17 protein-coding genes and 2 tRNA genes are annotated in these 17,225 nt (G+C 59.3%); 6 read left to right on the forward strand and 13 right to left on the reverse strand.

Annotation, left to right across the window (positions count from 1 at the left end):
* Positions 1 to 37 precede the first annotated feature (37 nt).
* The 3 genes from Q0Z69_RS09480 (at position 38) to Q0Z69_RS09490 (ending at position 2,167) form a co-directional block, all read left to right on the forward strand.
* Entirely contained in the window at positions 38 to 373 is a 336-nt protein-coding gene (locus Q0Z69_RS09480) for a metal-sensing transcriptional repressor (protein WP_298032608.1), read from the forward strand.
* Positions 374 to 386: 13 nt separating this feature from the next.
* Positions 387 to 581 (forward strand): heavy-metal-associated domain-containing protein, encoded by a 195-nt coding sequence (locus Q0Z69_RS09485; RefSeq protein ID WP_298032561.1) that lies wholly within the window; start codon positions 387 to 389, stop codon positions 579 to 581.
* 551 nt (positions 582 to 1,132) lie between these two features.
* Positions 1,133 to 2,167: a G5 and 3D domain-containing protein gene (locus Q0Z69_RS09490; RefSeq protein ID WP_298032564.1), complete on the forward strand. Its 1,035-nt coding sequence runs from the start codon at positions 1,133 to 1,135 to the stop codon at positions 2,165 to 2,167.
* 287 nt (positions 2,168 to 2,454) lie between these two features.
* On the opposite strand, the gene Q0Z69_RS09495 is transcribed toward Q0Z69_RS09490, so the two are convergent.
* On the reverse strand, positions 2,455 to 3,162 hold the full coding sequence (locus Q0Z69_RS09495) for a YjjG family noncanonical pyrimidine nucleotidase (RefSeq protein WP_298032568.1): 708 nt from the start codon (positions 3,160 to 3,162) through the stop codon (positions 2,455 to 2,457).
* Between the two features lie 102 nt (positions 3,163 to 3,264).
* Here Q0Z69_RS09495 and rsmA point away from each other — a divergent pair, with 102 nt between their 5' ends.
* The gene (gene rsmA / locus Q0Z69_RS09500) at positions 3,265 to 4,122 is read left to right on the forward strand and encodes a 16S rRNA (adenine(1518)-N(6)/adenine(1519)-N(6))-dimethyltransferase RsmA (RefSeq protein WP_298032570.1); all 858 of its coding nucleotides are present in this window, start codon (positions 3,265 to 3,267) and stop codon (positions 4,120 to 4,122) included.
* Positions 4,123 to 4,633: 511 nt separating this feature from the next.
* Here the strand turns inward: rsmA and Q0Z69_RS16890 are convergent.
* Positions 4,634 to 4,876 carry a PF20097 family protein gene (locus Q0Z69_RS16890; protein WP_367272283.1) on the reverse strand — a complete coding sequence of 81 codons (243 nt, stop codon included), beginning with the start codon at positions 4,874 to 4,876 and terminating at the stop codon, positions 4,634 to 4,636.
* 202 nt (positions 4,877 to 5,078) lie between these two features.
* Here Q0Z69_RS16890 and Q0Z69_RS09505 point away from each other — a divergent pair, with 202 nt between their 5' ends.
* A complete protein-coding gene (locus tag Q0Z69_RS09505) occupies positions 5,079 to 6,059 on the forward strand; it encodes a metal ABC transporter substrate-binding protein (protein ID WP_298032573.1) in 981 nt (326 codons plus the stop codon).
* Between the two features lie 62 nt (positions 6,060 to 6,121).
* Here the strand turns inward: Q0Z69_RS09505 and Q0Z69_RS09510 are convergent, their stop codons facing one another.
* From Q0Z69_RS09510 to Q0Z69_RS09540, 7 genes are all read right to left on the reverse strand, one after another.
* Complete coding sequence (locus tag Q0Z69_RS09510; protein WP_298032576.1) at positions 6,122 to 6,346, reverse strand: Lar family restriction alleviation protein; 225 nt, start codon at positions 6,344 to 6,346, stop codon at positions 6,122 to 6,124.
* A 482-nt stretch (positions 6,347 to 6,828) separates the two neighbouring features.
* Positions 6,829 to 6,922: transfer RNA gene (locus tag Q0Z69_RS09515), tRNA-Ser, on the reverse strand.
* Between the two features lie 17 nt (positions 6,923 to 6,939).
* Positions 6,940 to 7,027: transfer RNA gene (locus Q0Z69_RS09520), tRNA-Ser, on the reverse strand.
* A 178-nt stretch (positions 7,028 to 7,205) separates the two neighbouring features.
* Positions 7,206 to 8,423 (reverse strand): FprA family A-type flavoprotein, encoded by a 1,218-nt coding sequence (locus tag Q0Z69_RS09525; protein WP_298032578.1) that lies wholly within the window; start codon positions 8,421 to 8,423, stop codon positions 7,206 to 7,208.
* A 31-nt stretch (positions 8,424 to 8,454) separates the two neighbouring features.
* A complete protein-coding gene (locus Q0Z69_RS09530; protein WP_298032581.1) occupies positions 8,455 to 10,362 on the reverse strand; it encodes an acyl-CoA dehydrogenase family protein in 1,908 nt (635 codons plus the stop codon).
* 309 nt (positions 10,363 to 10,671) lie between these two features.
* Entirely contained in the window at positions 10,672 to 11,844 is a 1,173-nt protein-coding gene (locus Q0Z69_RS09535) for an NADP-dependent malic enzyme (RefSeq protein ID WP_298032584.1), read from the reverse strand.
* Between the two features lie 149 nt (positions 11,845 to 11,993).
* Positions 11,994 to 12,191 carry an alpha/beta-type small acid-soluble spore protein gene (locus Q0Z69_RS09540; RefSeq protein ID WP_295580881.1) on the reverse strand — a complete coding sequence of 66 codons (198 nt, stop codon included), beginning with the start codon at positions 12,189 to 12,191 and terminating at the stop codon, positions 11,994 to 11,996.
* 305 nt (positions 12,192 to 12,496) lie between these two features.
* Between Q0Z69_RS09540 and glmM the strand changes: the two genes are divergently transcribed.
* Positions 12,497 to 13,861 carry a phosphoglucosamine mutase gene (gene glmM, locus Q0Z69_RS09545; protein WP_298032586.1) on the forward strand — a complete coding sequence of 455 codons (1,365 nt, stop codon included), beginning with the start codon at positions 12,497 to 12,499 and terminating at the stop codon, positions 13,859 to 13,861.
* A 375-nt stretch (positions 13,862 to 14,236) separates the two neighbouring features.
* Here glmM and Q0Z69_RS09550 read toward each other — a convergent pair whose 3' ends face one another.
* The 4 genes from Q0Z69_RS09550 to nrdD form a co-directional block, all read right to left on the reverse strand.
* Positions 14,237 to 14,689 (reverse strand): helix-turn-helix domain-containing protein, encoded by a 453-nt coding sequence (locus Q0Z69_RS09550; RefSeq protein ID WP_298032590.1) that lies wholly within the window; start codon positions 14,687 to 14,689, stop codon positions 14,237 to 14,239.
* A 19-nt stretch (positions 14,690 to 14,708) separates the two neighbouring features.
* Complete coding sequence (gene nrdG / locus Q0Z69_RS09555) at positions 14,709 to 15,242, reverse strand: anaerobic ribonucleoside-triphosphate reductase activating protein (protein WP_298032593.1); 534 nt, start codon at positions 15,240 to 15,242, stop codon at positions 14,709 to 14,711.
* Between the two features lie 26 nt (positions 15,243 to 15,268).
* Positions 15,269 to 16,150 carry a DMT family transporter gene (locus Q0Z69_RS09560; RefSeq protein ID WP_298032596.1) on the reverse strand — a complete coding sequence of 294 codons (882 nt, stop codon included), beginning with the start codon at positions 16,148 to 16,150 and terminating at the stop codon, positions 15,269 to 15,271.
* A gap of 153 nt (positions 16,151 to 16,303) precedes the next feature.
* On the reverse strand, positions 16,304 to 17,225 hold a 922-nt coding region (nrdD, locus tag Q0Z69_RS09565), incomplete at its 5' end, for an anaerobic ribonucleoside-triphosphate reductase (RefSeq protein WP_298032598.1).

Genomic DNA, 17,225 nt, shown 5'->3' on the forward strand with positions numbered 1-17,225 from the left:
TGTGATTGACGCCAAGACCGTGAAGATGGTGGAGGAAATGCTGGGCCAGCCGATCAAAGTGTTTGGCCGGGACGGCAAAGAGATCGACTACGGCCAGCGCCGCAAGCATCGGGAGCCGTCGGAGCAGGAGGCGCTGCTGCAGCGGCTGAACCGCATCGAGGGTCAGGTCCGGGGCATCCGGGGCATGGTGGAGAAGGAGGGCTACTGCACCGACATCCTGACCCAGGTGTCCGCCGTGCAGTCGGCACTGAACGCCTTTTCCCGGGAACTGCTGGGAAGCCACATCCGCACCTGCGTAGTGCGGGATATCCAAGACGGGGATCTGGAGGTCGTGGACGACCTTCTGGCCACCATATATAAACTGATGAAGTAAGGAGCGAATGAACATGACGAAAATTTCTGTACCTGACATGATGTGCGAAAACTGTGTGAAGCGCATCACCAATGCCCTGACCGCGGCGGAGCTGAAATTTGAGGTGAGCCTGGCGGACAAGACCGTCACCATCGACGGCTGCCAGAACTGCGTCAAGACCGCCGTCAGCGAGCTGGAGGACCTGGGCTTTAGCCCCGCCGTCCAGTAAACCGCCCACAAGAGCGCCCGTATCCGAAGCCGGATACGGGCGCTCTTTTATATGGACCCGTATTCATGATCGTTGGACACCGCCTGGGCGGGTCTTTTTCCGCCGGGACTGCGTCGATTTTCCTTGCCATACAACAGTATGCCTGCGGAAAATTTTCTTGCCTGACGAAAAAATCTTTCGCCTATCCGGCATCTCCCGGTTGTGGATACGGGCCCCAGAAGACGAGTTGTTACCGTTTTGTAACTTTTTCGTCCGAGCCTGACAGCTTTTCCCAGCGAAAAAACGCCTGTTTTCGCTAAAAGTGGGAGGAAGGAGCTTGATTTTATCCAATAAACTTGACAAAAGTGGGGAAGTAGTGTATACTGGCACCAGTTTTTCAACCGGTAACAAAAGTTACAAATCGTTTTTCCGCTTTCCGGCAGTTCCGGACTGAGGAAAAACGGTCCAAGGCGCGCCTGCTGCGAGACAGTTGAGCACACGGGCGCGGACCGCCGGCGGGCGCGGCCAATCATGACCTGTCCGCGTGAAAAACAATATTCAGGAGGTATGTTTTGAAGCTGCAAAACTTACAAAAAAGCCCCCGCACCCACCGGTGCTGCCGCCCCACGGTCCTGCTGGCGTTGCTGTTCGCCCTGGCCGCCGGGGCCGCCGCCACCGGCTGGGCTGAAGCCGTCTACGTCGTTACCGGCCTGGACGACGGGGCCATCGTTTTGGATGGGGCCGGGGAGGCCCCCGACCTGTCCTCCAAGATCCTGCATATCACCTCCGGCACCAAGGGCTACGACGTGAACCTGTCCTCCGGGCGGCCTGTCACGGTCCGCCATGGCGATGAGGTATATACTGCCAAGAGCAAGCGGGAGACCGTTTCCACGCTGCTGAAGCGGCTGGGCGTGGTCCCCAGCCCCCTGGAGGGCGTGGCGGTGGACGTGACCGACGCCGGACTGACCATCACAGTGGCGGAGGAGATCACCTATTACGAGACCCTGACGGAGGAGGCCCCTTATGACACTGTCCGGGTTGCCAATCCCGAGATGAAAAAGGGAGAGGAAAAGGTGATCCAGGAGGGGAAGGACGGCGTGCGCACCTCCATCTATGAGATCACCTGGAGCAACGGCACCCAGATGTCCCGCCAGTTCGTGGAAGAGCTGGACAGCACCGCCGTGGATAAGATCGTGGAGTACGGGACCGCAGCCGCACCGGCCGCCGCGGCCGCGGAGCAGTCGCCCATTGCCAGCGTTTCCAAAAACGCCGACGGCAGCGGCGTGCTGACGCTGAAGTCCGGCACGACCCTGCGCTTTTCCAGTGCCAAGACCATGACCGCCACCGCTTATACTGCCGGGTATGACGGTGCGGACTACACCACCGCCACCGGCACGTTTGTCCGGGTCGGCACCGTGGCCGTGGATAAGAAGGTCATTCCCCTGGGGACCCGGATGTATATCGTCACCAACGACGGCATCGTCTACGGCATGGCTGTGGCGGAGGACACCGGCGTGCGGGGCAACAAGGTAGACCTGTATTACGACACCTATCAGCAGTGCATCAACTTCGGCCGAAGGAGCTGCACGGTGTATATCCTGGAGTAAGCTCCCAAAACAGCAGATATGAGCGCCAGCCAAAACGGCTGGCGCTCATGAGACTGTCGAAAAAGTGGCTATGCCACTTTTTCGAGAAAGCTACGGCCTGCCGCAGCGCACTCGCTGTCCGCCTGGGCGGACAACTCGCACGTTTGCAGGCCGAGATGTGTTTTTTCCGACGTACACGCCGCCGGAAAAAACAGATCAAAATTCTTTCGCGCCTGCGGGCGCGAACTCTGCGAGACTTTTTCGACAAACTGATGAGCGCCAGCCAAAACGGCTGGCGCTCATGCTTTTTACGTACTGGGGATCCCGTTATCTATGGCATGCAGAAGCTCCGGGAGCTGGGACAGGGCGGTGACGCGGTAGTCCGGGGCTATATCCGGGCGGCGGGGAGCGCCGTGGGGGTCGAACCAGCAGGTGCGGATGCCGGCGTTGAGACCGCCCCGGATGTCGGAGGTCAGGCTGTCGCCCACCAGCAGGGCCGCTTCCCGGGAAAAGCCAGGGATGGCAGCGAACACCGCCTGGAAAAAGGCGGGGCTGGGCTTGTCGAAGCCGATGGTCTCGGAGATGAAAATGCCTTTGAAATACGGCTTGATGCCCGCGCTGTCCAGGCGGCGGTGCTGCACGGCGGCAGCGCCGTTGGAGACGATGTACAGGTCGTATTGGGGGGCCAGGGCTGCCAACAGCTCCGGCGCGCCGGGGATGAAGAGATGGCCCTCCGCCAGATGGCCTTCGTAGCGTTCACAGGTCTCCCGGGCGTCCCGGTCCAGCCCTAGTTCCGTGAACAGCAGCTCGAAGCGGCGGGTCAGCAGCTGGGGACGGGTCACTTTTCCCTCCTCCAGCAGCGCCCACTGGGCGGCGTTGATCTCGTGATAGCGGTCCAGCACCGCATTCCCGGCGGGGACGTGCATCTCCGTCAGGGCCTTGGTCAGGGCCGCCCGCTCCGCCCGGGCAAAGTCCAGCAGGGTATCGTCCAGATCGAAAAAAATGGTTTTCAGCATAAGACGCCTCCTGTTTCGGTAAAATCAGTATACCATAGCTTCGGAGGGCTTGGCAAGAGGAGCTGTTTTTGATATACTGAGGAACACGAAAGGCGGGATAGCATGAATCTCTGTGACTATCAGACCATCCGGGAGCTGCTGGGGCGGCACGGATTTCATTTTTCCAAGTCCCTGGGGCAGAATTTTTTGATCGATCCCCAGGTGCCGTATGATATCGCGGCATCGTCTCAGGCGGACGGGCGCTGCGGCGTGCTGGAGATCGGACCGGGCATCGGTCCTCTGACGGCGGAGCTGGCCCGGCGGGCGGGGAAGGTCGTTTCCGTGGAGCTGGACAAGTCCCTGCTGCCGGTATTGGCGGAGACCATGGCCCCCTATCCCAATGTGGAGATCGTGTCCGGAGACGTGCTGAAGCTGGACCTGAACGCCCTGGCGGCGGAGAAGTTCCAGGGGCTGCGGCCCATCGTGTGCGCCAACCTGCCCTATAACATCACCACGCCGGTGCTGACCAAGCTCGTGGAAACGCCCTGCTTTGAGACCATCACCGTGCTGATCCAAAAGGAGGTGGCCCAGCGGCTGGCGGCGGCCCAGGGGTCCGGGGACGGCGGGGCCTTCTCGGTGTTTTTGCAGTATCACATGGAGACGCAATATCTGTTCGACGTGCCGCGGGAGAAATTCCTGCCGGAGCCCAAGGTGACCTCTGCTGTGCTGCGGTGCGTCCGGCGGGCGCACCCCGCCGTGGAGGTGGAGGACGAGGCGTTTTTTTTCAAGGTGGCCCGGGGAGCGTTCCTGCTGCGGCGAAAGACCCTGGCCAACTCCCTGGCGGCGGCGCTGGGCATGGAAAAGGCCGCCGTGCAGGCGGCCATCGCGGACTGCAGCCTGCCCGCCGACATCCGGGGCGAGCGGCTGACGCTGGAGGACTTCGCCCGGCTGGCGGAGCGGCTGGCAAAGGAGCGCCGCTGACCGCAAAGGGAATGCCCATTTCAGACCGGCGATGCTGCTCGGTTTTTCGGATGAATCGCCAGGTAGAACCTGTACCAATGGGGGAGGAATGCCGGATGGACGAGGAATTTTTCTGCCGATCAAGGCGTTATGACGCAGGAATACTTGGAGTATTCCAAGGAGAAACAACGCAGAGCGGCGGGAAAAGGACCGCTCAGACGGTGTGCTGCACCTATTGGTACGGGTTCTTACAAAATACAGGATGACTGGATCATGGCAGCCATCCTGTATTTGGCTTATATGGAGGGCATGCATGGAACCGGAAGTCAGAAAATCCCTTTATTGTATTTGAATTGGGCGTAAAGCATGAAGATCAGCCCCACGACAATACCGGCAAGGCAGATTTTTATCACACTTAGAGTAAAAGGGAAGTGGGAAACTCCCTTTTATTTTTCGTGCTGCTCAATTATTTGAACTCCCGCCAAAATGACAAAAGAAACAGTCATCCTTTAGGGTGACCGTAAAATAAAATTTAGCTCTGATTCAAATCTGAGTTACCATCGAAAAAGTCAATAATAACCTTCTGACAATCCCGGCACAAATGGGAAACAACAGCAGATCCTTTCATAACTGATAATTTGGAAAGAACGACGGCACCATCATAGAATTCTGCCCTACCGAATAACGTTCGTTTTTCACTTTTTATCCAGGAAATCTCCTGTGGGCTTTGAATCAGCCCCTTCTCCATCTCTTGGCCACAGTATGGACATTGCATCCTTTATCACATCCGAATCTATAGACCTGATTATAGCACAGTATATGTTGGAGTTCAATCTACAAGTTGGTGAAATCGACGGAGTTTCATGCCGGCAGCACAAAAGGTAAAAGAAAGGTGGGAAATGTCCGCTTGCATTTCCCAGCGGAAGGTGGTATCCTATACATCTGAAAATGATTCTCAAATTGAAAGAGGATGTATCGTGAAAAAAAGCTGCTTTGTACTGCTGCTGTGCCTTCTGCTGACGGGCTGCGGTCCGGCAGAGGCGCCGGCCCGGCCGGACCGGCCCCAGATCGTGGCCACGGTGTTCCCAGCCTATGACTTTGCCCGGGCCGTCTGCGGGGAGCTGGCGGACGTCCGCCTGCTGCTGCCGCCGGGGGCGGAGAGCCACTCCTATGAGCCTACGCCGGCGGATATCCTGGCAGTCCAGGACTGCGACCTGTTCATCTGCCTGGGTGGCGAATCCGACGCTTGGGTCGATACCATCCTCTCCGCGGTGGAGCCACGGGGAGAGGTGCTGCGGATGGTGGACTGTGTGGAGCTGCTGGAGGAGGAGACCGTGGAGGGGATGCAGGCCCAGCCGGGCCATGACCACAGCCACGATCACGACGAACATGACCATGAGGCGGAGGAGCATAGTCTGGGCCAGGTAGTGGGCATGGACGAGCATGTCTGGACCTCCCCCTGCAATGCCGCTGCCATTGTCCGGACTGTGGGCGGACGGATGGAGACTCTGGACCGCCCCAATGCGGCAGCCTACCGGGAAAACGCCGAGGCCTATGCTGGACAGATCGACGAGCTGGACCAGCGGTTTGCGGATCTCTTTGCGGCCCAGCCGGAGCGGACCATCGTATTTGGAGACCGGTTCCCGCTGCGGTACTTCGCCGAGGAATATGAACTGGACTACTATGCCGCGTTTCCTGGCTGCGGGACCCAGACAGAGCCGTCGGCGGCCACCATTGCCTATTTGACCGCCAAGGTGCGGGACGAGGGCATCCCAACGGTGTGGTATATCGAATTTTCCAACCATCTGGTGGCGGACAGCATCGCGGAAGCCACCGGGACCCAGACTGCCATGTTCCACACCTGCCACAATGTCTCCCGGCAGGAAATGGAGGCGGGAGCCACATATCTGTCCTTGATGGAGCAAAATTTTGTGTCTTTAAAACAATATTTTGGATGATTTCCAGATTTGCCGGTAGATCTGCCTTTTATCAGAGGGATAGGATGGCTTTCTTATATGGCTCATTCTCCGGGACCGGGGTGGATGACTTTGCCCACGCTCCAAAAACGGGCGGCCTGCCGGGCCATTTCCAGCCGTTCCTCCGGGGTGCGGTAACGCAGCTCCGCCGTGTGGCAGCCGCAGTCCAGGCAGCTGACATACACGCACCAGCCGTCCTCGTCCTGGAGCATCCCGGCTCCGTGGCACAACGGACAGTCCAGCAGTTCGATGTTTTCAAAAGAGTCCATACCTGTTCTCCTGTTCTGAAATGGAAGTGCGGTCGTGCTGATTTTAGTGTACCACAACGGCGGAAAAAGAACAATGAAAACTTTGCCAGGATGCGGGAGGGAGCGGTACGAGAAATCCCCACCCGTACGGGTTGGGATCATGAGTGGAGCGGATTTTGATCCGACGAGCACCGGGGCAAGAAAAACACTTTTTTACTCGCCCCTCCGTCCTATCCGACCGCGAATCCAGCGGAGCGAATCGCGGTCGGAAGCGAAGAAAAAGCACGTCTGGCGTATGAAAAGGCCTTAAGGCCTTTTCATCGCCTTAGGGCTTTTTCTGAGCTGTACCAAGGCGATGAAAATACTTTTCCAGCCAAAAGGTTTGCCAAAGCCAAACCGAAGCCCAGCAAAGCGGGTTCGGTTTGGAAAGGAGGAGCAGCAGAATGAGCGCGCTCTGACTTTTGAAAAAAGTCGGAGCAAGCGATATGCCGCTTGCTCCGACGTGGCGCGGAAGGAGGGATTTGAACCCTCGCGGCGTTTATTAGACACCCTACTCCCTTAGCAGGGGAGCCCCTTCGGCCTCTTGGGTACTTCCGCAGATCATATGAAAAAAGTGGCGGAGAGAGTGGGATTCGAACCCACGGATGCTTGCACATCGCCGGTTTTCAAGACCGGTTCCTTCAACCGCTCGGACATCTCTCCACGAACCGGCAGGGGGGCCGCCGCCCCTCAAGCACCTGAAGTATGATACCATATCCGCTCCGGGTTTGTCAATATCAATTTCCCATTCGTGAGGAACTTCGCGGCGGTCCCGCACCCGGGGCCGCCGGAGACACGAAAGCGGGAAGCCCAATCGGACTTCCCGCTTCGGCGGATCGGATCACTTATTGACAGAGGCGGCGATGGCATCGGCCAGGGCATCCATCTCGCTCAGGTTCTGTTCCTGGAGGGAGGAAGCCATGGTCAATCCGTCGTCCAGGATGTCCATGTGCTTGAGCTTCTCCAGTTCCGCACGCATGAGGGCGCCGGACCGGGGCGCCCAGGAGCCGTTTTCCACCAGGGCTACGGTGCGCTTCTGAAGATTCAGGGCCTTCATGTCCGCCAGGAAGTTGTGCATGGGCGGGAAGATCCCCAGATTATAGGTGACGGAGGCCAGGACCAGGTGACTGTATTTGAACAGGTCGGAGATCAGGTAGCTCACATGGGTGCTGGACACGTCATAAAGCCGGGTATTGGTGACGCCCCGGTCTGCCAACTTGGCGGCCAGGACCTCGGCAGCGGTCTCGGTGTTGCCGTACATAGAGGCATAGACGATCATGACGCCCTTCTCCTCCGGCTCATAAGTGGCCCAGTGGACATACTTGTCGATGATATAGCCCAGGTCCTTCCGCCACACGGGACCGTGGAGGGGGCAGAGGTACTTGATGTTGTCCAGACCCACGATGTTGGCCGCCTTGTTCAGCAGGGCCTGGACCTGGGGACCGTACTTGCCCACGATATTGGTGTAGTAGCGGCGGGCGTCGTCGATCCACTCGCCGTCAAAGTCGAACTCGTCGGCGAACAGCTTGCCGTCCAGGGCACGGAAGGAGCCGAAGGCGTCGGCGGAGAAGAGGACGCCGTTGGTGGTGTCGAAGGACACCATGGCCTCGGGCCAGTGGACCATGGGGGCGCTGACGAAGGCGATGGTGTGCTTGCCGAAGCACTTGGTATCGCCCTCCCGGACCTCCTCCACACGGCTGCTGTCGATGGGGAAGCCGAACTGGTGCAGCAGGATCACCGCCTTGGGGGAGGTGACGATCTTCACCTCCGGCCAGCGGAGGAGGATCTCCTCAATGGAGGCGGCGTGATCCGGCTCCACGTGGTTGATGACCAGGTAATCCAGGGTGCGGCCGTCCAGAACGGCCTTCACATTGTCGATGAACTGACGGCCCACGGACCAGTCGGCAGTGTCGAACAGAACGGTCTTTTCGTCCAGCAGGACGTAGGCGTTGTAGCTGACGCCGTGGTACAGGGGATGGATATTCTCAAACAGGGCCAGGCGGTGGTCGTTGGCACCGACCCAGTACAGATCGTCGGTGACTTTCCGGAAATTATACATAGCAGATACCTCCTTTTATCCTCAGGCAGCTTTAGACTTCGATTTCGATGAACTGGTCCACGCCCTCGCCGCAGTGGGGGCAGACCCAGCCTTCCGGCAGGTCCTGGAACTTGGTGCCGGGCTTGACGTCGCTCTCGGGGTCGCCCACCAGCAGGTCGTACTCGTGGCCGCAGCCGTTGCAGATGTACAGCTTCCGAGGCTGCGTGATCTTCTTGGGCGTGGCACGCTTCATCTTCTTCATGGGCGGGGCGGGCAGTTTCTCGCCGGTGTCCAGGGCCTTGGTCAGCAGGGGCAGGATCTCCATCACATCGCCCACGATACCGTAGTCGCAGTTTTTGAAGATACGGGCGTTGGGGTCGATGTTGATGGCTACGATGGTGGAGGCGTCCTTGATGCCCTTCAGATGCTGGCCCGCACCGGAGATGCCGCAGGCGATGTACAGATTGCCCTTGAACTTCTGGCCGCTCATGCCCACATAGCGGTTCAGGGGGACGTATTGCAGCGTCTCGGCCACGGGACGGCTGGAGCCGATGGCGGCGCCGGCGGCCCTGGCCAGGTCTTCAATGAGCTTCATGTTCTTCTTTTCGCCGATGCCCTTGCCGGCGCTGACGACCCGCTCTGCCTGGACGATGGGGGTGTCCATGGGGATGCCCACAGTGAAGTCATAGCCGTCCTTCTTCAGGGCTGCCACCAGAGCGTCGACCCGCTCCTGGGCGGTGCCGTCCTTCAGGATCTGTTTCTTGCGCTCGCCGGTCTCTGGACCGCGCTTCTGGACCGGGGCGGCGTCGGCTTTGCCTGCCTTGCCCAGGATGTGAGAGGCGATGACGACCCGCTGGATCTCGTTGGTGCCCTCGTAGATGGTGGTGATCTTGGCGTCGCGGTAGAAGCGCTCCACCTCCATGCCCTTCAGGTAGCCGTTGCCGCCGAAGATCTGGAGAGCGTCGTTGGTGACCTCCAGAGCGATGTCGGAGGCGTACTGCTTGGCCATGGCAGACTCCATGCCGTAGGGGACATGGTCCTGCTTCAGATCGGCGGCGCTGTATACCAGCAGGCGGGCGCAGCGGAGCTTGGTGGCCATGTCGGCGATCTTGAAGGCGATGGACTGCTGCTGGCAGATGGGACGGCCGAACTGGACCCGCTCCTTGGAGTACTCCACAGCCGCCTCAAAGGCGCCCTGAGCGATGCCCAGCGCCTGGGCCGCGATGCCGATGCGGCCGCCGTCCAGAGTGCTCATGGCGATCTTGAAGCCCTGGCCCTCCTTGCCCAGCAGGTTCTCCTTGGGGACCTTCACGTTGTTGAAGAGAAGCTGGCAGGTGGCGGAGGAGCGGATGCCCATCTTGTCGTAGTGGTCGCCGAAGGTGAAGCCCTCCCAGCCCCGCTCCACGATGAAGGCGGAGATGCCCCGGGTTCCGATGTCCGGCGTGGTGACGGCAAAGACCACATAGGTGTCCGCCTCGCCGCCGTTGGTGATGAAGATCTTCTCGCCGTTCAGCAGCCAGTGGTCGCCCATGTCCACGGCGGTGGTCTCGGTGCCGCCGGCGTCGGAGCCGGCGTTAGGCTCCGTCAGGCCAAAGGCGCCGATCTTTTTGCCGGAGCACAGATCCGGCAGGTACTTCTTCTTCTGCTCCTCGGTGCCAAAGGCGTAGATGGGGTAGGTGCCCAGGGACGTGTGAGCCGACAGGATGACGCCGGTGCCGCCGTCCACCCGGGCCAGCTCCTCCACGGCGATGGCATAGCTCAGGGCGTCCAGCCCGGCACCGCCGTATTTCTTCTCATAGGGGATGCCCATCAGGCCCATTTCCCCCAATTTTTTGACGGCCGACCTGGGGAAGCGGTTCTCCTGGTCCAGCATAAACGCGATGGGCTTGACCTCCGCCTCCGCGAAGGCCCGGACCTTGGCCCGCAGTGCCTCGTGGGCTTCAGTGGTTTGATAGAACATACTGCTTTCCTCCTTTTCCGCTTTTCATAGAAAATGTACGCTTCACGCCAATATTTGCAGGTAGTTATTGTAGATAGTATATATAGTATATAAAAAGACGGGAGAAAAACAAAGTGATTTTTGCAACAGTGTGGGGCTTTTGGGAGGTGTCACAAAAAGTGATGGTATTTTTTGGCGTTTTCCATGGGGAGGGAGAGGCGCTTTTTCCATACGGCGCGGGGAAGAAAAGAAACCGCCCGGCAGGTCCTGCTGCCGGGCGGGGTGCTGTTCTGGCTGTTTGGAAAGGGGGCGGGGCCGCTGCGCCTCCGGTCAGATCCGGGCCACACCGGAGTCCCGGGCGGCCTGGGCCACGGCGGCGGCCACAGCGTCCTTCACCCGGGGGTCGAAGGCGGCGGGGATAATGTAATCGGCGGACAGCTCCTCGCCGGAGATCAATCCCGCCAGGGCGTGGGCGGCGGCGATCTTCATGGCGTCATTGATGTCGCTGGCCCGCACGTCCAGCGCGCCCCGGAAGATACCGGGGAAGGCCAGCACGTTGTTGATCTGGTTGGGGTAGTCGCTGCGGCCGGTGGAGACCACCGCCGCGCCGCCGGCTTTGGCGTCCTCGGGGAAGATCTCCGGCGTGGGATTGGCGCAGGCAAAGACAATCGCGTCCCGGTTCATGGTCCGTACCATCTCCGTGGTGACGGAATTGGGGGCGGAGACGCCGATGAACACGTCGGCACCTGCCAGAGTCTCGGCCAGGTTCCCGGGCTTCCGGTCCAGATTGGTGACCTGGGCCATTTCCTCCTTGATCCAGTTGAGACCGTCCCGACCCGCGTAGATAGCGCCCTTGCGGTCGCAGAGGGTGATGCGCTTGGCTCCGGCGGAGAGCAGGAGCTTGGTGATGGAGATGGCCGCCGCGCCGGCGCCGTTGATGACGATGCGGACCTCCTCCAGCCGTTTGCCCACCACCTTCAGGGCGTTGGTCAAGCCCGCCAGAGTGATGACGGCGGTGCCGTGCTGGTCGTCGTGGAAGATGGGGATGTCGCAGCGCTCCTTCAGCTTCCGTTCGATCTCAAAGCAGCGGGGGGCGGCGATGTCCTCCAGGTTCACGCCGCCGAAGGACCCCGCCAGCAGGGCCACGGTGTTCACGATGTCGTCCACGTCCTTGCTGCGGACGCACAGGGGAATGGCGTCCACGCCGCCGAAGGCCTTGAACAGGACGCACTTGCCCTCCATGACGGGCATACCGGCCTCAGGGCCGATGTCGCCCAGGCCCAGAACGGCGGTGCCGTCGGTGACTACGGCCACGGTGTTCCAGCGGCGGGTCAGTTCATAGCTCTTGTTGATATCCTTCTGAATCTCCAGGCAGGGCTGGGCCACGCCGGGGGTGTAGGCCAGGGACAGGGCGTCCTTGCTGTCCACGGCGGCCCGGGGCGTCATTTCCAGCTTGCCCTTCCACTCATAATGCAGGCGCAGGGATTCCTTTGCATAATCCATGATGCGATGCTCCTCTCATTTGTTGAAAAGTGCTTTCTTCATTCTAGGGCAAAATGCTGGGGATGTCAATTCCAGATGAAAAATGTTTATGGGGCGGAGCACGGAAAAAGGGAGGGCCATTCGGCCCTCCCTTGGGTTCCAGCGGGAAGTTACAGAGACTTCTCGTAGGACTCGATCATCTTCTTGACCATCTGGCCGCCGACAGAGCCGGCCTCACGGCTGGTCAGGTCGCCGTTGTAGCCTTCCTTCAGGTTGACGCCCACCTCGGAGGCAGCCTCCATCTTGAACTTGTCCATGGCGGCGCGAGCCTCAGGAACGTTGATCTTGTTGTTGTTCTTGCTAGACATAGTCAGTCTCTCCTTTTCATCAAATCAAATGTGGGTCTGTTGGGTATCGCAGGCATAGTTTGACTCGAAGGAACGGGAATATGCTGTTTTTTTGGCGGAAAAATTTTGACGATGGAGAAAATTTTTCTGAAACCATGGAGGAAGGCTGGACATTTGCGGCGGCAGCGGGTATGATATAGTCAATTCGCTTAAGAAACACAAACGGTTTTTCAAGCGGGCTGCGCCGCTTTGTGCGGAGTACACGGTTATTGGCTATGATAAGGAGTTTTTCCAATAGATCTTAAATATGACAGTGGAGTGACGATATGGGTAAATATTTTGGTACAGACGGTTTTCGCGGCAAGGCGGGAGAGGGACTGACCGCCGCCCACGCTTATGAGATCGGCCGTTTTTTGGGCTGGTACTACGGCCGCGCCCAGCGGGCGCAGATCGTGGTGGGAAAGGATACCCGCCGGTCCAGCTATATGCTGGAATACGCTATCAGCGCGGGCATGGCTTCCTCCGGCGCGGACGTGTATCTGCTGCATGTGACCACCACGCCCTCGGTTTCTTATGTGACCCGGACCGACGGCTTTGACTGCGGCGTGATGATCTCCGCCAGCCACAATCCCTTCTACGACAACGGCATCAAGCTGATGAACCGGGAAGGGGAAAAGATGGACGAGGCCACCATCCGCCTGGTAGAGGACTATCTGGATGGGAAGCTGGAATTGGACGGCCAGCCCTGGAAGGAGCTGCCTCTGGCCACTGGAGAGGATGTGGGCGCCATCGTGGACCACAGCGCTGGACGGAACCGGTACATTGGATATCTGATCTCCCTGGCCATGTACTCCTTCAAGGGAAAGAAGGTGGCGCTGGACTGCGCCAACGGCAGCGCCTGGAGCATCGCCCCCAGCGTGTTCAAGGCATTGGGCGCCGAGGTGCGGGTCATCAACGACAGCCCTGACGGATTGAACATCAACCGGGACGCCGGATCGACCCACATCGACGGCCTGCGGCAATACGTGCGGGAAAACCACATGGACGCGGGATTTGCCTTTGACGGCGACGCGGACCGCTGTCTGGCTGTGGACGAGAACGGCGAGCTGGTGGACGGCGACAAGATCATGTACATCTACGGCCTTTACATGAAGGAGCGGGGCAAGCTGGTGAACAACACCGTGGTCACCACGGTGATGAGCAACTTTGGCCTGTACAAAGCCTTGGATGAGGCGGACATTGGCTACGTCAAGACCGCCGTGGGCGACAAGTACGTCTATGAGTACATGGTCCAGCACGGCAACCGCATCGGCGGCGAGCAGTCCGGCCACATCATCTTCTCCAAGTATGCCCGGACCGGTGACGGTATCCTTACCGCGCTGAAGGTGATGGAGGTCATGCTGGCCAAGAAGCTGCCCCTGAGCCGTCTGGCGGAGCCGGTGACCATCTATCCTCAGGTGCTCATCAACGCCCGGGTGCGGGACAAGAAAGAAGCCCAGGAGGACCCGGCGGTACGGGCTGCGGTGCAGGCCGTGGCCGACGAGCTGGGCGGCACCGGCCGTATTCTGGTGCGGGAGTCCGGCACGGAGCCGCTGGTGCGGGTCATGGTGGAGGCGGAGACCCAGGAGCGCTGCCAGACGCTGGCGGAGCGGGTCGTGGCCGTCATTCGGGAACAGGGCCACATGGCCTGATATAGTCAATTGACTTTAAAAATCGCAAGTGATTTTTAAAGCGGGCTATGCCCGCTGCGCACAAAGTGCACAGTCATTGACTATGAAATCTAAATCAAGGCCGCATCCCGCGGCCTGTCACAGCGCATATGTGCTGTGACACTTGAAAAGTGGGTTTACCACTTTTTAAGTTATTTGATTATAGTTGACATAAAAACAGCTCTGCAGAGGTTTCTCCGCAGAGCTGTTTTTATGAAATGAGGAATTATCCCTTTGCTGCTTCACAGCAATTTCCTCTGAAAAGGGGAACTGGCCCCCATGGGGAGCGTGAAACAAGGTGGCCGGCGGAGCCGGCAATTTAAAATTCCTCATTCCTAATTTCTGATTGTCATTACGTCAGCGGTCCAACTCTTTTTTGACGGCCTTGGCCAGCAGAGCCTGGCCCTCGGGGGAGCGGAGGACCTCCAGCACTGTGGAACGGACCATGTCCTGGAAGGACTTGCTTTTCAGCAGGGTGCTGAACACCGCGCCGTCCTCTTTGCCGCCGGAGGACTGGATCACTTTGGAGGCCAGGGGCCTGGGAGCGGGGCGGACCGGCTCGCCGTCAGGCACTGCGCCGCTGAGCCAGGAATCCATGCTGGTGGGATCGTCGGTCTCCCCCCGAAGATAGGAGAGGGAGACGCCGAAATAATGGGCCAGCTTGGTTTGCTGGTCCTGAGTCGGGGTCTGGCGGCCGGTCTCAAATTTTTCAACGGACATGCGGGGCAGACCCAGAGCCGCCGCCAGGGCGGGGCGGCTCATTGCTTTTTGTGTGCGGAGCGCTTCGATGCGCTGTGCCATGGTCACCATGATTGTGATCCCTCCTGATTCAATTCCGCTGCCGGTCCGGCAGGAAACAAAGCTGGCCCGCCGCCCGGCTGGCGTTGAGGTCGATGAGCCGCTGGTTGCGGCTGCCCCGGAACCGCAGGGAGATGTCCTTCAGCTCTTCCACGAAGCGGCCGTCCACCAGCACGTCCAGCAATGACAGCATCTCGTCCGTCGCCTCGCAGCGGGGGTGGGAGCCGTCGGTGGTCAATTCCTCATAGGTGAAGCCGGAAAAAGACCAGATGGTCTTTTCCGGATACGACGCCCGGACCCGGCGGAGGAAAGGCACCAGCGCCCGCTGGTTCTCCGGCTCGAAAGGCTCGCCGCCCAGCAGGGTCAGGCCGCTGATGTAGCCGGGAGAGAGCAGGGAGAGCAGATAGTCCTCCGTCTCCGCCGTGAAGGGCTGGCCGTAGTCAAAGGCCCAGGTCTGGGGCTGGAAGCAGTTTTTGCAGTGGTTGGTGCAGCCGGAGACGAACAGCGTCACCCGTACGCCCTCGCCGTTGGCGATGTCGCAGTTTTTGATCTCACCGTAATACATGGGAGGCTCCTTTCGTGATTTGGAACTCACTGCGCCTGTGGGTTGTCAGAAGCCATAAGCACGGTGCCCAGCACCATGATGACAAGCGCGGCGCAAAATTGCAGGGTGGGCTGTTCACCCAGCAAAAGGATGCTAAAGGCCACGCCGAGGAACGGCGCGATAGAATAATATGCGCTGGTCCTAGCCGCGCCGAGATCCTTTTGAGCCAGGATGTAAAAATTGATGCTCAGGCCATAAGAGACAAAACCCAGGATCAGTGCGGTCAAAGTCCATAGAAAATTTGGAAAGTCCTCGCCGAGGAGCAGTGCGATGCAGAGGCTGCCCAAGCCGGAAAAGCAGCCTTTAATCGTGACGATCTCCACGGAGCTTTTGCTGCTGAGCATCTTTGTGCAATTGTTTTCAAAGCCCCAGCATAGGCAAGCTCCCAGCACCAAGAGGGAGCCGGTGTTAAAGGTGAAGGCCCCTGCGTTTTCGAAACTCAAAATCGCGCTGGCCAGGGTCACCAGGAAAATAGCGCACCACAGTTTTTTAGAGATGGCTTCCTTAAAAATGACCAGCGCAATGACCGAGGTGGCGACGATCTCAAAATTGTTCAGCAGGGAGACATTTCCGGAGGTTGTCCGTGCAATGCCTGCCATCAGCAGAATGGGGGCAGCGATATCCAGGACTACCATACCGACCGTATAGGGGAGATCCCGTTTGGTCAGGGGCTGCCGGGATGAGGGACGGCCCAGGAGCTTTTCCAAGGCACTGTACAACAGCAGGCCGACCCCCGCCCCCAGATACAGAAGAGCGGCCATCATGGCTGCGTCCACATGGTGCAGCAGGATCTTGGATATGGGGACATTGATTGCATACAGGGCGGCGGCCAGGATGGCATACAAGGCTGCTGTTTTGTTGATTTTCATAGAAGCTGCGCTCCGCATAAAATCGAATTTGCGCTGGTATTACTTATTCTATCGTATTTTTTATCTGATTGCAAGGTTTGACAGCTTTTGGCCCGAGAAAGAAAAATAAGGGATACAGGGGCCTGTATCCCTTATTTGCTGCGGTCATATTGTTTACAGGTGCAGAACTCTGTCCCGGATCTCCTGGGTGCGGCCCTGGTTCCAGAACTGGGTGCCGATGTAGCCGCAGGTGCGGCGGGCCACGTTCATCTTGCTCTCATCCGTGTTGCCGCACTTGGGGCACTTCCAGATGAGCTTGCCGCCCTCTTCCACGATCTGGATCTCGCCGTCCCAGCCGCAGACCTGGCAGTAGTCGCTCTTGGTGTTCAGCTCGGCGTAGATGATGTTGTCATAGATGAAGCGCATGACGGCCAGCACCGCCGGCAAGTTGTTCTGCATGTCCGGCACTTCCACGTAGCTGATGGCGCCGCCGGGGGAGAGGTGCTGGAACTGGGCCTCGAACTTCAGCTTGTCGAAGGCGTTGATCTCCTCGGTGACGTGGACGTGGTAGGAGTTTGTGATATAGCCCTTATCGGTGATGCCCTCGATGACGCCGAAGCGCTTCTGCAGACACTTGGCGAACTTGTAGGTGGTGGATTCCAGCGGCGTGCCGTACAGGGAGTAGTCGATGTCCTCGGCTTCCTTCCATTTGCGGCAGGCGGCATTCATGGTCTCCATCACCTGCAGGGCGAAGGGCGTGGCGGAGGGGTCGGTGTGGCTCTTGCCGGTCATGTACTTCACGCACTCATAGAGGCCGGCGTAGCCCAAGGAGATGGTGGAGTAGCCGTGGTACAGCAGATCGTCGATGGGCTCGCCCTTTTTCAGGCGGGCCAGGGCGCCGTACTGCCACAGGATGGGGGCCGCATCGGAGAGGGTCCCCTTCAGGCGCTCATGGCGGCAGCGGAGGGCCCGGTGGCACAGCTCCAGCCGCTCGTCGAAGATCTTCCAGAACTTCTCCAGGTTGCCGCCGGAGCTAAGGGCCACATCCGGCAGGTTGATGGTCACCACGCCCTGGTTGAAGCGGCCATAGTACTTG

The sequence above is a fragment of the uncultured Dysosmobacter sp. genome (assembly GCF_947631165.1).
Lineage (GTDB): Bacteria > Bacillota > Clostridia > Oscillospirales > Oscillospiraceae > Oscillibacter.